Source organism: Chondromyces apiculatus DSM 436 (assembly GCF_000601485.1).
Taxonomy (GTDB): Bacteria; Myxococcota_A; Polyangia; order Polyangiales; family Polyangiaceae; genus Chondromyces; species Chondromyces apiculatus.
Genome location: NZ_ASRX01000023.1, coordinates 134,990 through 150,312 on the forward strand (window position 1 = coordinate 134,990; position 15,323 = coordinate 150,312).

5 protein-coding genes are annotated in these 15,323 nt (G+C 72.2%); 2 read left to right on the forward strand and 3 right to left on the reverse strand.

Annotated features, from left to right (window positions below):
• Positions 1-156: 156 nt before the first annotated feature.
• The 3 genes from CAP_RS16825 to CAP_RS16835 all read right to left on the reverse strand — a co-directional run bounded on the left by CAP_RS16825 (position 157) and on the right by CAP_RS16835 (position 5,258).
• Positions 157-2,061 carry a chondroitinase-B domain-containing protein gene (locus CAP_RS16825; protein ID WP_052375409.1) on the reverse strand — a complete coding sequence of 635 codons (1,905 nt, stop codon included), beginning with the start codon at positions 2,059-2,061 and terminating at the stop codon, positions 157-159.
• Positions 2,062-2,721: 660 nt separating this feature from the next.
• A complete protein-coding gene (locus CAP_RS16830) occupies positions 2,722-4,836 on the reverse strand; it encodes a M56 family metallopeptidase (RefSeq protein WP_044241735.1) in 2,115 nt (704 codons plus the stop codon).
• The gene (locus CAP_RS16835) at positions 4,833-5,258 is read right to left on the reverse strand and encodes a BlaI/MecI/CopY family transcriptional regulator (protein ID WP_044241736.1); all 426 of its coding nucleotides are present in this window, start codon (positions 5,256-5,258) and stop codon (positions 4,833-4,835) included. The genes CAP_RS16830 and CAP_RS16835 overlap by 4 nt, the downstream gene beginning before the upstream one ends.
• A gap of 548 nt (positions 5,259-5,806) precedes the next feature.
• Here CAP_RS16835 and CAP_RS56090 point away from each other — a divergent pair.
• Together CAP_RS56090 and CAP_RS16845 are read left to right on the forward strand one after the other, a co-directional pair.
• A complete protein-coding gene (locus CAP_RS56090; RefSeq protein ID WP_052375410.1) occupies positions 5,807-13,696 on the forward strand; it encodes a non-ribosomal peptide synthetase in 7,890 nt (2,629 codons plus the stop codon).
• A gap of 24 nt (positions 13,697-13,720) precedes the next feature.
• On the forward strand, positions 13,721-15,323 hold a 1,603-nt coding region (locus tag CAP_RS16845; RefSeq protein WP_044241807.1), incomplete at its 3' end, for a type I polyketide synthase.

The window sequence follows — 15,323 nt, forward strand, 5'->3', positions numbered from 1 at the left end:
GACAGGGCCGTTGCCGGCTCTCCCGCACCCGAGGGTGCAGGCTGGTCCGTACTGTAAGGGTGCCCAGAAAGCCGTCAAGGGCGCGCGGACCACTCTGCTGAGACTGGACGCGCTACCCCCGCTGTCCGTGGAGCACGACCTGCGTCGCCGCGCGCGTCACGACCTGCGCCGCCGCGCGAGGCCGAGGAGCGTCAGCATGCCTGCCAGCGCGACCCCGACGCTCCCTTCACCGCCCCGCGGCACCGAGCACCCGCACCCGCCGTCGCTGCCCGCGTCCTCGCCGTTGCTCCCGGCCCCCGCGCCTCCCTCTCCGCCGCCACCCGTGCCCGACCCGTTGCCGCCGGCGCCTGCGCCGCCGACCCCGCCGCCTCCCGAGCCTCCGCCCGAGCCGAGGACCCCGCCAGGCCCGTAGACCGTCTCCGCGTGTCCAGCCTCGATCGCTCCGAGATCGGGGGCAGTGCCCGCGAAGCCGTCGTTCACGTTGGGGAGCGGCGTGCCCTTGTCGATGGCCGCACCGGTCTCGGCGAGCGCGAACGCGGGCGTCTCCGGCAGGGCGAAGGGATTGGCGGGGTAGGGGATCGCCGCGGCGAACACCTCGAGATCGACCTGGATGCCGTGCGCTTCGGTGGTCAGCGCCTGCATCTCGGCCACGCTCTCGAAGGTCGTCCCGCCCACGCGCCCCGCGAAGGCACCCGCGCCGATGGCCCCGAACCCGTCGTAGTCGAACGAGCAGGTGGCGTCCGCGGAGGGGAGGTTCATCACCGCGCCGTCGCCGCTGTCGTAGCCCGCGTAGACCTCACCTGGGCCGCCGAGGAACAGGTTGTTGCGGAAGAGCGCGCGCGAGAAGACGTCGGTGGTGTTCACGGAGAAGGCGTCGCCGGACTTGATCACCGTGTTGTGCAGGCCCACGTCTCCGACCGAGCTGCGTTGCAGCTTGAAGGCCTGGTAGACGATCCCGTACATCACGTTGCGCACGAAGTAGGTGGGCCCGCCGAGGCTCGGCTGGGCGCTGATGCCCATGAAGCTCCGGGTGATGCGGTTCTGGTAGACGCGCACGTTGCCCATGGCGAAGTCGGCCTCGATGGCGTCGTCGGCGCAGACGTCGAGATCGTTGCCGTAGAAGTCGATGGACTCCTGGTTCACCGCGGCGTCGTCTTCGAGGAGCGAGAGGCAGTCCCGGAAGCCGCGGACGCGGTTGAACGCGACGACGTTGCCGGGGCCGGTGAGGACGATGCCCTCGCCCACGTTGGCGCCGCTGACGCCGAGGGCCGCGACGTTCCAGGGGGTCGCGCCGGTGATGGTGTTGTCGAGGATGGCCGCGTCGGTGACGCCGCTCCCGTACGCGACGATGCCGTCCTCCGTGGTGTCGATGGTGCAGCCGCGCACCACGATCGCGTGGGCATCGTTGAACTTCACCTTGCCGTGCACGGTGAGGCCCTCGACGAGCACGTGCGATCTGCCGTCGATGCGCACGTCGCCTTCCACGATGGCGCCCCCCGGGTTGGCTGCGCGGAGGGTGAGGGGCTGGCCCTCGGCGCCGTCGCTGGGGACGATGATCTCGCCGTAGGTGCCGTCCCCGAGGAGGAGCGTGTCACCAGGTCCAGCGGCGGCGAGGGCTGCGCCGATCGACGCGGGGGTGACGGCGATCTGCGGCCCGTCAGGGGGCGAGACGGGGATGGCGCGGGTCTTCACGCTCAGCGTCTCGGTCGCGCCGCCGCCATCGGGATCGGTCAAGGTCAGCTCGATCTCGTACGTGGTGTCGGGCGCGAGCCCGAAGAGGCTCCCCGCGTGGCGGTTCGCCCAGGAGAAGCCCTGGTTGCTGCCGGCGGGCACGCGGAAGAGCGGCAGGCCGTCGCGGAAGTCCGTGGTGCCCTGCGCGCGGTAGCGCACCTGGACGGCGCCGTTCGCGTTGTCGTCGCCGCTCACCGCCCAGGAGAGGGAGATGTTGTGGAACGTGGGATGCGGCGCGGTGGCAGGGCCGGCGACGGTGGCGTCCTGCGCGAAGGCGACGCCCGCGCTGGAGGCGAGGGCGGGGACGAGAAGCCAGGCGATCTTCCTCATGGGGCGAGATTCCTCCCCACCTCCGCCGCAATTGCAAGGGCTGCTGCCGTGCGGCGGGGTGCCGGGATCACCGGGGAACGTCATGCCTCCAGAGACCTGGGCCAGCCGGCGGGGCCCCGGGATGGTTCTTCCTGGAGGAGGGGGTGGATCCTCCTGGAGGAGGCTCCGGAGTCTCCTCGTCGGCCTCTCCGCAGGGCGACGTCGGCTTACCCAGAGGGGGAGATGGGCCTGGGTGGAGGTCGATGTCGGCCTGGCGGGAGGTCGAGATGAGGCTACGGGGATGTCGACATGGACCTGCCTGGAGGCGGATGTCGGCCTGGGTGGAGGCTGATGTCAGCCTGGGTGGAGGCTGATGTCAGCCTGGCGGGAGATGGATGTCGGCCTGGGTGGAGATCGATATGATGCTGCGGGGATGTCGACATGGACCTGCCTGGAGGCGGATGTCGGCCTGACGGTAGGTTGATGTCGGCCTGGCGGGAGGCGGATGTCGGCTTGGGTGGAGGGCGACATGGGCCAGCCGCGATGCCGATGTCAGCCTGCGCGGAGGGCGACGTCGGCCTGGGTGGAGGGTGAGGTGGGCCACCCGGGATGCCGAGGTTGGCCTGACGGAAGCGTGAGGCGGAGAGGCGGGGAGGGGTCTTGCCTGGTCCTCGCGGGCCTTCAGGGGCGTTTCGCGGCGTCTTCGCGAGCCTTCTGCCTGGCCTTCTCGGCGGCCCTCCGGGCTTCTTCCCGGACCTTCGCGGCGTCACCGAGGAGCTTCTGCCTGGTCTTCTCGGCATCCGCGAGGGCCTTCTGCCGCTGCTTCTCGGCGGCCTCGCGGGCCTTGTCCCGGAGCTTCGCAGCGTCGTCCCGGGCCTTGTCCCGCGCCTTCTCGGCGGCTTCGAGGGACTTCTCGGCAGCGTCGAGGGCCTTCTGGCGGGCCTCGTCGGCGGCCTGGTGGGCCTTCTCGGCGGTCTCGTGGGCCCTGGCGACGTCGGCGAGCGCCTTCTCCAGGGCCTTGCGGGAGGCGTCGTCCATGCCGGGGGCGCGCGCGGCGTCCGGGTGGCGGCGGTGCTCCTCCTCGGCGGCGCGCGCCTCCTCGAGGGCCTTCTCGATCTCGTGGCGCGCACGTTCGAGGCCCTCGTGCACGTCGTCCGCGACGTCGTCGAGGTCGGCCTGCAGGGAGGTGTGGATCTCGCGCTGCAGGTGGCGCATCGCCTCGGGGGGCACGACACCGGCGAGGGCCGAGAGGATCTCCTTCTCGTCGATGTCGATGTCGATGTCGACCGGCGGGGCGTTCACCTGGATCCGGTGGGTGTGCGTGCGCCGGTCACGCCGGGGACCCCGGTCGTTGTCGTCGTCGTTGTCGCTGTCGTTGTCGCTGTCGCTGTCGTCGCGGTGAAGCTGGGCCATCCGACGCGCTTCGCGGGCCCTGATCTTGGCCTCGCGGACGGCCTCCTTGGTCTCGCGCCGCACCTCGCGCGCCCAGGTGCGGGCCTCGCGCTCGGCCTCGCGCCTGGCCTCCTCTTCCTCGCGCCGCGCTTCCTCGGCTTCGCGCCGTGCTTCCTCGGCGTCTTCGAGATCCTGCGCGGCGTCGCGACGCCCGTCCGGGGAGGAGGGGGGCGCCCCCTGGGCGGCCCTGCCGCCGCATGCGCTCGGCGCGAGCAGCGCGAGGGCGACGAGCACCGTGCCCACGAGAGAGCCGGTCCAGAGGGGGTGCCGGCGCTCCGTGGCGAGGCCGTCACCGCGCACGAGGCGCTGGACCCGCTGGCCGAGGCCGGACGCGCCGGCGCTCATGGTCGCCACGGGCAGGCCCATGTCCTCGGTGGTGGTCCAGCGCGCCACCTGGGTGAGGCACTCGGCCAGCGAGAGCGGCTCCGAGGTGCGCCGCGCCGCCCAGTCGTCGGCGAGCAGCTCCGCGCAGTCCGCGAGCCTCCGGGCCGCGAGCCCGTTGAGGGGCTGGAAGAAGAAAATCCGCTGGATCAACCCCACCACGAGACGCCAGAGCGGGTCGCGCCGGACGAGGTGGCCAAGCTCGTGGGCGAGCATGCCCTCCTGCGCCTCCTGCGAGAGGTCGGAGATGGCGCGCGCGGGCACGCAGATCTCGGGGCGGCGGATGCCGAAGGCCATGGGCACCGTCACCCGGCCGGTGACGCTGAGCTCGGGTTCGTGCACCCGAGGGGAGCGCGCGGCGAGCACGAGGAGCGTCTCCAGCATCGAGGGGTCGGTGACAGGGCGTCGCCCCGCGAGGCGACGAGAGAGCGTCCGCCACGAGCGCCACAGCCCGAAGGTGAGCAGCGCCGCGCCGAGCACCCAGACGCCGAGCGCGACCTCCCTCCAGCTCCAGGCGGAGACCGCTGCCGGGATCGGTGCAGCCGCGGGGCCCCGCAGGGCCACTGGGGAGAGGTCGGTTCCGCCGGGCGAGAGCACCGTCGCGTCGTGGCGCGGCGCAATCGCGATGCGCGCGCCGGGGACCCTCACGGTCACGGCGGGAGCGCGCGGCGGCAGGGCAGACACCTCGGCGACCGCTGTGCGCGGGGCGTGCGGCGCGTGGGCGGCGGCCTCCGGCGCGGGACCCGCCACGTCCCAGCTCCCGCCGAGGGGCTGGATTGAGGCGAGCATCTGCGCGCTCGCGGTGACCAGGCCCCCGAGCAGCGCGACCCGCCACGCAAGCTCGCGGACCTCGGGCCGTGCACGGAGCACCCGGTCGAGCACCCGGTCGAGGGCCCAGGCGAGCGAGAGGAGGATCGTGCTGTGGATCCAGTAGGTGAAGAGGAAGCCCAGCATCGTGTTCATCGCTTGCCCTCCTTCTTGCGCGCCTTCGGCTCCGCAGTCTTCGGCTCTGTGCTCCGCGCCTCGGCGATCTGCCGTTCGAGGGCGGTCAGCTCCTCGGCGCGGATCTCGTTGCGGGAGATGAGGTGGGCCACGAGCGCGGCCGGGTCTCCACCGAAGAGCCGCTCGGTCAGGTCAGCCACCATGCTGCGGCGCACCTGCTCGCGGGTCACGGTGGGCCGGTAGATGAAGCGCCGGCCCTCGGCGTGGTGCTCGACGACCCCCTTCTCGTCCATCTTCTTGAGCATCGTGGCGATCGTCGTCGGCGCGAGTCCGCGCTCCGCGAGGAGCGCCTGGTACACGTCCGTCACCGTCCCTTCACCTAGCTCCCAGAGCACCTGCAGGATCGCGAGCTGCAGGTCTCCGAGCTGCGTCGTCTTCGGCATGGCCACCTCGCTGTGCCTCCGCGGAGGAGGCGACTACCTGATTAGTACTACCATGGTAGTTGTGACCGGAGCAAGGGTGTCCGGAGGAGACCCTGCGCGGTGGAGAGGCACTTCAAGAGCCTGAGGGCTCCGCAGCAACTGCTCCAGAGGTTCTTGCTGGATCGAGGACTGCGCGAGCGGTGCGAGGCGTCGGGTGCCAACGAGCGCCGAGAGGCGCGCATGTCGGTTGCAAGGGGCTCTTGGTTGGGTTAGCAGGGGAAATGACGCGCGAAGCTGCGGTTCAGCGCTCAACACCCCGCTTCCGCCAGGCGATCGATCACTCGATCGGTTGCGCGACCGAGGATCGATCAGGTGATCGATCGTTCGACGAAGATCGATCACCTGATCGAACTTCGTCGAGCGGATGGAGCACCTGATCCAGCGCCCTGGTGCTCGACCGAGGATCGATCGGTTGATCGATTCTCGGAACGATCGTGAGTTCACCGATCGATGCTCCCCAGCCGCGCCGCACGCTTGCACGTGACCCAACCCACAGGATGACGATTCCCATGAATGGCGGCCAAGAAGACGGGCAGATCGTCGCGCTGTCGCACGCGCAGCTCCGCTTGTGGTTCCTCGAACAGCAGTCGCCGGGCGCCTCTGCGTACGAGGTGTTCTTCGGGGTGAGGATCGAGGGGGTGCTCGACGTACCGGCACTCACCATGGCACTCCAGGCCTGCATCGACCGCCACGAGCCCTTGCGGACGGTGTTCGGCGAAGAGGACGGTCGGGTCTTCCAGCGTGTGCTGCCGGAGTTCAGGATCTCTCTGGGAACCGTGCAGGAGGCGTACGGCTGCGAGCCCGCCTCGGTGCTCACACGTTGGATGAAGGAGGAGCGGCGCGCGCCGCTGCCGCTCACGGGTCGACCACTCCTCCGGGCGACCCTGGCGCGCACGGCGGCGGCGGCGCACATCCTCTTGCTTCGCACGCATCACCTGATCTTCGACGGGGTGTCGGGGGCCATCCTGTTGAAGGATCTCGCGCAGTTCTATGCGGCCGCGACGGGAGTCGGCGAGGCGCCGGCACCGCTGCGCATGCGCTACCAGGATTTCGCGCGCCAGGAGCGCGACTGGGTCGCATCCGAGGCGGCAGACGAGGCGCGGGCCTACTGGAAGGCCCAGCTCACGGGCGTGCCGGCGCTGGAGCTGCCGGCGGATTTCCCGACGCCAGCGGAGAGGAGCACGCGCGGTGACCGGGTGGAGGTGGCGATCCCCCGGGACGTGCTGGAGGGGCTGGAGCGCCTGCGCGCGGCGGAGGGCTCCTCGCTGTTCGTGGTGCTGATGAGCGCCTGGGTGGCGCTCCTCCACCGCTACACGGGCCAGGCGGATTTCTGCCTGGGAACGTTCGTGGCCAACCGCGTGGAGGCGGAGGCGCGGGAGCCGATCGGCTACTTCGCGGGCACGGTGGCGCTGCGCTGCGCGCCGGGCAAGGACGCGACCTTCCGAGGGCTCCTCCGCGCGCACAGGGAGCGGGTGAGGGAGGCGGTCACGCACCAGCGGCTGCCCTACGACGAGGTGGTGAGGCTGACCGGCACGACGGGCGCCGTGGGGGCGCACGCGCTGATCCAGACGGCGTTCGTATTTCAGCCGGTGCAGAAAGACGCGGAGCTGGCGGGGGCGGACACGCGGATGAGCATGGTGAGGCTCACCCCGGATGGGGCGGTGCCGGAGACCGCGAAGTTCGATCTGATGATGTCGCTCCACGCCGTACCGACGGGCGTCAGCGGGATGCTCTCCTTCAGCACGGACCTCTTCGCGCGGGCCAGCGTCGAGCGCATGGCCGCGCATTTTCAGCGCTTGCTGCGGAGCCTGGCGGAGGCGCCGGAAGCGCTGGACGCGCCGCTCGGGCACCTCACCCTGCTTCCGGACGAGGAGCGCGCCGAGATCCTCCGTGCCGGCAACGTGGCCGTGAAGGCCTTCCCGCGCGCGACGATCACGGAGCTGTTCGCGGCGCAGGTCGCGGCGCGGCCGGAGGCGACGGCGGTGACGTTCCAAGGCGAGGCCCTGAGCTACCGGGCGCTCGACGCCCGCGCCGCGACGCTCGCGCGACGGATGCAGGGGCTCGGGGTGGGGCCCGAGGTGCGGGTGGGGGTGTGCCTGCCGCGCTCACTGGAGCTGTGCGTGGCGCTGCTCGCGGTGCTCAAGGCAGGCGGGGCCTATGTGCCGCTCGACCCGGGCTATCCGGCGGAGCGGCTGCAGTACATGGCCGGCGACGCGGGGGTCTCCGTGGTGCTCACCCAGGAAGCCCTGACCGGGCTCCTGCCGGCGGACGTGCAGCGGGTCTTCGTGGAGATGGACGCGCACGCGCAGGAGGCACCCGGAGACGAGGGCGCGGACGTGGGGAGCGCTGCCGTGCGCGCGGTGACGCCGGACGATCTCGCGTACGTGATCTACACCTCGGGGTCGACGGGGCGCCCCAAGGGCGTGCAGGTCACCCACGGGAACGTGGCGCGCCTCTTCAGCGCGACGGAGGCGTGGTTCCACTTCGGGCCGGACGACGTGTGGACGCTGTTCCACTCGTACGCCTTCGACTTCTCGGTGTGGGAGATCTGGGGGGCCTGGCTGTACGGCGGGCGGCTCGTGGTGGTGCCGCACCTCGACAGCCGCAGCCCAGAGGCCTTCCACGCGCTCCTCTGCCGGGAGGGCGTCACGGTCCTGAACCAGACGCCTTCGGCATTCAGGACCCTGATCCACGCGGACGCTGGCTCGGACGCTGGCTCGGATGCTGGCTCGGCTACGGGCGCGCTCTCGCTGCGCTGGGTGATCTTCGGCGGCGAGGCGCTGGACCCGACGATGCTGCGGCCCTGGTTCGCGCGGCACGGCGACGCGAAGCCGCGGCTCGTGAACATGTACGGGATCACGGAGACCACGGTCCACGTGACGTACCGGCCGCTCACGGCGGAGGACGCGCGCGAGCCCCGGAGCCTGATCGGTCAGCCCATCCCCGACCTGGAGTTGCACGTGCTCGACCCGCACCAGCAGCTCGCGCCGCTCGGGGTGCCCGGGGAGCTGTACGTGGGCGGCGCGGGCGTGAGCCGGGGGTATCTGGACCGGCCGGAGCTGACGGAGGAGCGGTTCATCTCGCGCGCCAGGGTGCAGGCTCTCACGCCGCTCACGACGGAGAAGGGGGCGGAGGGCGGCGCGAAAGGGCACGACGCCGGAGACGCGGCGCGGCTCTACCGCAGCGGGGATCTGGCGCGGCGCCTGCCGGGCGGCGAGATCGAGTACCTCGGGCGCATCGACAGCCAGGTGAAGATCCGGGGCTTTCGCATCGAGCTTGGCGAGATCGAGGCGACGCTCGCGACGCACCCGGGGGTCCGCGCCTCTGCCGTGCTGGCCCGCGATGGGTCCGACGGGCACCGCTACCTCGTCGCGTACGTGGTGCCCTCGTCCGCGTCGGGGGAGGCGCCCGCGCCCGCGGAGATGCACGCCCACCTGCTGGCGCGGCTCCCGGAGCACATGGTGCCGGCGACCTTCGAGATCCTGGAGGCGCTGCCGATCGGCGAGAACGGGAAGCTCGACAGGCGGGCGCTCCTCGCGCGGCAGGGCGCGGAGCCCGCGGGGGGCGGGGCAGACGGCGCAGGCGTGGCGGGAAGGGCCGTGTTCGTGCCGCCCCAGACCCCGCAGGAGGCGCTGCTCGCGGAGATCTGGGCCGACGTGCTGGGGCGCGGCCCGGTCGGCATCCACGACAGCTTCTTCGATCTGGGGGGCGACTCGATCCTGAGCATCCGGCTGCTGTCGCGGGCGCGCAAGGCGGGGCTCGACGTCTCCTTGCAGCAGCTCTTCAAGCACCGGACCATCCACGCGCTGCTCCGCGCCACAGGCGGGGACACGCAGGCGGCGCCGCGGACCGAGGCCTTCGATCTACTGACCCCGGAGGACCGGAGCCGGCTGCCCGCGGGGGTGGAGGACGCCTATCCGCTCGCGGCGCTGCAGCTCGGGATGTTCTTCCACAGCAGCCTGAACACCACCGAGGGCGTCTACCACGACCTCTTCAGCTACCACCTGCGCACCGCGTCCGCGGAGGGGGCGCTCGGGGAGGCCTTCGGGCAGGCGCTCGCGGAGATGATGGCCGAGCACCCCATCCTCCGCACCGGGATCGCGCTCACGGGCTACTCGGAGCCGCTGCAGCTCGTCCACCGGACGGCCCCCGCGCCCGTGGACGAGGAGGACCTCTCGGCGCTCTCGCCCGAGGCGCAGGACCGCGCGATCGCCGCCTGGTTCGAGGCCGAGAAGCGGCGGGGCTTCGACCTGGAGCGGCCCCCGCTCCTGCGGGTGCGGATCCACCGCCGGAGCGCCTCGGACTTCGACCTGTCGGTCTCGTTCCACCACGCGATCTTCGATGGCTGGAGCAACGCCCTGTTCCTGACGGAGCTTTTGCAGCGGTACGCCGCGCGGCGCGAGGGGCGGCAGGTCCAGGTCACGGGCGTGCCGGCGCGCACCTACCGGGACTTCGTGGCGTGCGAGCGGGAGACGGTGCGGCGCGGCGCAGACCGGCAGTACTGGCAGGAGCGGCTCGGGGAGATGACGTTCCTGAAGCTGCCGCGCTGGCCAGGTGCCGGCGAGGGGGCGGGGAAGGGCAGCGGAGAGGGCGTCGGAGAGGGCGTCGGAGAAGGCGCGGCGAAGGGCGCAGCGTCGGACGGGATATGCACTGCGGCAGTCCCCAGGGAGATCACCGAGGGCCTCCGGGACCTCGCGCGTGCCGCGGGGGTGCCGATCAAGAGCGCGCTGCTCGCGGCGCACATGCGCGTCCTCGCGGGGCTCGCCAACCAGGACGACAGCCAGACCGGCCTGGTGACGAACGGGCGCCTGGAGGAGGAGGGCGGTGAGCGGGTCCTCGGCCTGTTCCTGAACACGGTGCCGTTCCGGCTGCCGATCACCGACGTGTCCTGGGTGACCCTGGCGCGGCAGGCGTTCGACGCGGAGTGCGGGCTCCTGCCGTTCCGCAGGCTGCCGCTCTCGGAGATCCAGAAGCTCTCCGGCGGCGAGCGGGTGTTCGAGACGGGGTTCAACTTCGTGCACTTCCACGCGCTCGCGGCGGCGGCGTCCACCGGGGCGGCGGAGCTGGTCGGCGTGAAGGTGTTCGAGCGGCACAACTACACGCTCGCCGTGATCTTCTACCTCGATCCGCTGACCGGGGACCTCACGGTGAACCTGGTCCACGACACGGCGGAGATCCCCGCGGGGCAGGTGGCGCAGATCGCGGCGCACTACCAGCGCACGCTCGCGGCGATGGCGAAGGCGCCCGGGGAGAGCTGCCTCGCGTTCTCGCCGCTCTCGGCGGAGGAGCGGGCGCAGATCGTGGGCAGCTTCGGCCGCGCCAAGGAGGCGCTGCCGGAGGCGCTGCTGGAGGGGATCGGCGCGCGCCTCGCGCACGAGGTCATCGAGGCGCAGGCGGCGCGCACTCCGGAGGCGACGGCCGTGGCGTGGTCGGGGAGCCAGGGCGGCGGGGACGGGGCGCTCTCGGTGCTGACCTACGGGACGCTGAACGCGCGGGCCAACCAGCTCGCGCGGCACCTGCGCGCGCTCGGGGTCGGCCGGGGCGCGCGTGTCGGTGTGTGCCTGCCGCGGTCGGCGGACTTCGTGGTGGCCTTCCTGGGCATCCTCAAGGCGGGCGGGGTGTACCTGCCGCTGGATCCTGCGTACCCGGAGGAGCGGCTGCGGTACATGCTTGAGGACGCCGCGCCGCAGCTCGTGCTGACGCACGTGGGGCTCGCGGCGAGCCTGCCGGCGGACACGGCGCGGACGGTGCTGCTCGACGCGGAGGCGGGGGTGTTCGCGGGGCTCTCCGCGGAGAACCTCGAACGCGCGGCGGCGGCGGAGGATCCGGCCTACGTGATCTACACCTCGGGGACCACGGGGAGGCCGCGCGGGGTGCTCGTGCCGCATCGGGGGCTGCCGAACCTGGCGGCGGCGCAGATCCGGGCCTTCGGGGTGGGCGCGCAGAGTCGGGTGCTCCAGTTCGCGTCGACGAGCTTCGATGCCTCCATCTCCGAGGTGCTGATGGCGCTGTGCAGCGGCGCGGCGCTCCACCTGGCCGAGCGCGGGGGGGCCCTGTCAGGCGCAGATCTCCTGGAGGTGCTGCGGGTGCAGGCAATCACCCACGTGACGCTGCCACCGTCCCTGCTCGCGGTCCTGCCGGATGCCGAGCTGCCGGCGCTCGCGACAATCATCGCCGCGGGCGAGGCGTGCCCGCCGGCGGTCGCGGCGCGCTGGGGGCGCGGGCGCCGGTTCTGCAATGCGTACGGGCCGACCGAGACCACGGTCTGCGCCACCATCGCAGAGGTGACCGCGGAGGACACGGCGGAGCCGGTGCTGCACATCGGCACGCCGATGCCGGGGGCGCAGGTGACCATCCTCGACGGCCGGCTCGCGCCGGTGCCGGTGGGGACTCCGGGGGAGCTGTGCATCGGCGGGATCGGGGTGGCGCTGGGCTACCTGAACCAGCCGGAGCTGACGGCGGAGAAGTTCGTGGAGAACCCCTTCGGGGAGGGGCGCCTGTACCGCAGCGGGGATCTGGCGCGCTTCCGCGCCGATGGGCGCATCGACTTCCTCGGGCGCCGGGACGAGCAGCTCAAGCTGCGCGGGTTCCGCGTCGAGCCGGAGGAGGTGCGCGCGGTGCTGAGCGAGCACCCCACGGTGCGGGACAGCGTGGTCGTGGCACGGGAGATGGGGGGCGCTGGCAAGCAGCTCGTCGCCTACGTGTCCCGCAACCCTGGGGCAGCGACGTCGTTCGCGTCGTCCGCGTCGTCCGCGTCGGCGACCGAGCTGTGGCCCTCGACCTTCGAGTTCCCCATCCTGGACGACCTGCTCTACCACGCGATGATCGCGGACGAGCGCCGGATGGGGCAGTACCGGGCCGCCATCGAGAAGGTGGTCAAGGGGCGGGTGGTGGCGGAGGTCGGGACCGGGCCCCAGGCGCCGCTCACCCTCCTCTGCGCGCAGGCCGGGGCGCGGAAGGTGTACTCCATCGAGCTGGATCCGGAGGCTCACCGCTCCGCCCGGGAGCACGTGGAGCGCGCCGGGCTCGGGGAGGTGGTGACGCTGATCTGCGGCGACGCGCGCACGGTAACCCTGCCGGAGCCCGCGGATGTGTGCGTCTCGGCCATCTTCGGGTCCATCGCGGGCGCCGAGGGGGCGGCGGTGATCCTCAACGGCGCGCGCCACCTGCTCCGTCCGGGGGGCGTGATGCTCCCGGAGCGGACCACGACGCGCATCGTGGCGGCCTCGCTGCCGGACGAGGTCCGCGCGGCGCCCCACTTCAGCGAGGTGGGGCGGCACTACGCGAAGAAGATCTTCGAGCACGTGGGCCAGCCCTTCGATCTGCGGGTGTGCGTGAGCAAGCTCCCGCGGCAGAACGTGCTGTCGGGCGCGGAGGTGTTCGAGGATCTCGACTTCTCGGGGCCGGTCCCGCTGAACGAGGAGCACGAGATCGTGCTCCGCATCGAGGCGACAGGAAGGCTCGACGGGTTCCTGCTGGGATCACGGGTCACCTTCACCTCAGGCGTGACGCTCGACGTCCTGGAGGGGGAGCACAGCCACCTGCCGGTGTTCCTGCCCGCGTTCGATCCGCCGGTCGAGGTCGCCCCCGGGGACGTGGTCCGCGCGGTCTGCACGCGGGTGACGAGCCGCGACGGGCTGCACCCGGATTTCGTGCTGCGCGGGAAGCTCGTGCGTGGGGACGGGAGCGAGGTGCCCTTCTCGCATGCGTCGCCGCAGTTCGAGCCGCGCTACAAGGCGACGCCCTTCTACGAGCGTCTCTTCACGCAGGAGGAGCTGCGCGCGCGCGGAGGGGCCTCGGGAGCAGCAGGCGCCGGAGGAGCGGCGCCGGCGGGGAGCGGCGCGCGGGGCGAGCGGCTGGGCGAGGAGCTTTCCCAGGAGCTGCGCGTGTTCCTGCGCCAGAAGCTGCCGGACTACATGGTGCCCGCGGTGTTCGTGGAGCTTCCCGAGCTGCCGGTGACGGCGGCGGGCAAGATCGACCGGCGCGCGCTGCCCGATCCCGAGGCGCGCGCGGGGGCGCGGAAGGTGGTCGCGCCGCAGACGGCGCTGGAGCGCGAGATCGCAGGGATCTGGAGGGAAGTGCTGCAGATCCCCGAGGTGGGCGTGAACGACAACTTTTTCGATCTGGGCGGCCACTCGCTGCTGCTGATGATCGTCCTCAATAAGCTGCAGGAGAGCCGCGCGGAGACGCTGGATATCGTCGAGCTGTTCGAGCACCCGACGGTGAGTTTGCTGGCGCAGCACCTGCGCACCCGGCCGGTGGGACCGGCGCAGGCAGGGGCGCGCCCGGCCGAGAAGCCCGCGGCGGCGACGGGAGGAGCGTCGGCCGAGGAGATCAAGCGCCAGCGCCTCGCCGCGCGCGAGCAGCGCCGACAAGCACGGCGCGGGAGCCGGGAGTGAGCCGTGGGCGAGGGAGCGGCGGACATGGACGACCTTGAGGACGACAAGGTGCCGGCGAACGGGATCGCCATCCTCGGCATGGCCTGCCGGGTGCCCGGCGCCGGGAGTCCGGAGGCGCTGTGGCGCAACCTGTGCGCGGGCCACGAGGCGATCACCCGCTTCTCCAGGGAGGAGCTGCTCGCCGCGGGGCACGAGCCGGCGCTCGTGGACAACCCGGACTACGTCCCCCTGAACCGCGTCCTCGACGATGTCGCCTCGTTCGACGCCGGGTTCTTCGGCTTCACGCCGCGCGAGGCCGAGCTGCTCGATCCGCAGCAGCGCCTCTTTCTGGAGTGCGCGGAGGAGGCGCTGGAGGTCGCCGGCTACGGGGCGCGGGCGCAGCGCGGCGCGGTCGGCGTGTTCGCGGGGGTGTCGACGAGCGCGTACCTGCTCCACAACCTCCTGCCGAACGCGGAGCTTCTGCGCAAGCACGGCGCGTTTCACCTCTTCCTGCACAACGAGAAGGACTTCCTGGCGACGCGGGTCTCCTACAAGCTCGACCTGCGCGGCCCGAGCGTGAACGTGCAGACTGCGTGCTCCACCTCGCTGGTGGCGGTGCACCTGGCCTGCCAGGCGCTCCTGGAGAGCGAGTGCGACATCGCGCTGGCGGGGGGGGCGTCGATCCGCGTGCCGCAGATCTCGGGCTACCTCTACCAGAAGGACATGATCTTCTCGCCCGACGGGCGGGCCTGCGCCTTCGATGCGCGGGCGCGGGGTACCGTGGGCGGCAACGGCGTGGGGGTGGTGGTCCTGAAGCGTCTGGACGCGGCCATCGCCGACCGGGATCCCATCCTGGCGGTGCTGCGGGGCTCGGCGATCAACAACGACGGGGCCAGCAAGGTGGGCTACACGGCGCCCAGCGTGGAGGGGCAGGCGCGGGCGATCGGCGAGGCGCTGGCCGTGGCCGGGGTGGGGGCCGTGTCGATCTCGCACGTGGAGGCGCACGGGACGGCGACGCCCCTCGGCGATCCCATCGAGGTGGCGGCGTTGACCCGGGTGTTCCGCGCCGAGACTGACGCGAAGCGGGTGTGCACCCTCGGCGCGCTCAAGAACAACCTCGGCCACATGGACGCCGCGGCGGGCGTGGGAGGCCTGATCAAGGCGGTGCTGATGCTGAAGCACCGGATGGTGCCGCCCTCGCCGGCATTCCAGGCGCCGAACCCGCAGATCGACCTGGCGAACAGCCCGTTTTACGTGAACACCGCGCTCGAAGCGTGGCGCACAGACGGGGGCCCGCGGCGGGCCGGGGTGAGCGCGTTCGGGATCGGTGGCACCAACGCGCATGTGATCGTGGAAGAGGCGCCCGTGGTGCCCCCCTCCGAGCCGGCCCAGGCCTTCCAGCTCCTCACGCTCTCGGCGAGGTCCGAGGGCGCACTGACGCAGGTGGCGCAGCGGCTCGCCGGGCACCTGGAGGGGGAAGACGCGGGGGACCTCGCGGACGTGGCCTACACGCTCCACGTGGGGCGAGAGCCGTTCGCATTCCGGCGGGCGGTGGTCTGCCAGAGCCGCGAGGAGGCGCTGCAGGCGCTGCGCGGAGAGGGAGGCGGGGCGGGGGGCGCCGTGGCGGCCGTGGCGGCCGTGGCGGCCG

Bases quoted from the DNA above. Each gene is read 5' to 3' on its own strand.
- CAP_RS16825 (WP_052375409.1), bottom strand. From the start codon at position 2,061: ATGAGGAAGATCGCCTGGCTTCTCGTCCCCGCCCTCGCCTCCAGCGCG.
- CAP_RS16830 (WP_044241735.1), bottom strand. From the start codon at position 4,836: ATGAACACGATGCTGGGCTTCCTCTTCACCTACTGGATCCACAGCACG.
- CAP_RS16835 (WP_044241736.1), bottom strand. From the start codon at position 5,258: ATGCCGAAGACGACGCAGCTCGGAGACCTGCAGCTCGCGATCCTGCAG.
- CAP_RS56090 (WP_052375410.1), top strand. From the start codon at position 5,807: ATGAATGGCGGCCAAGAAGACGGGCAGATCGTCGCGCTGTCGCACGCG.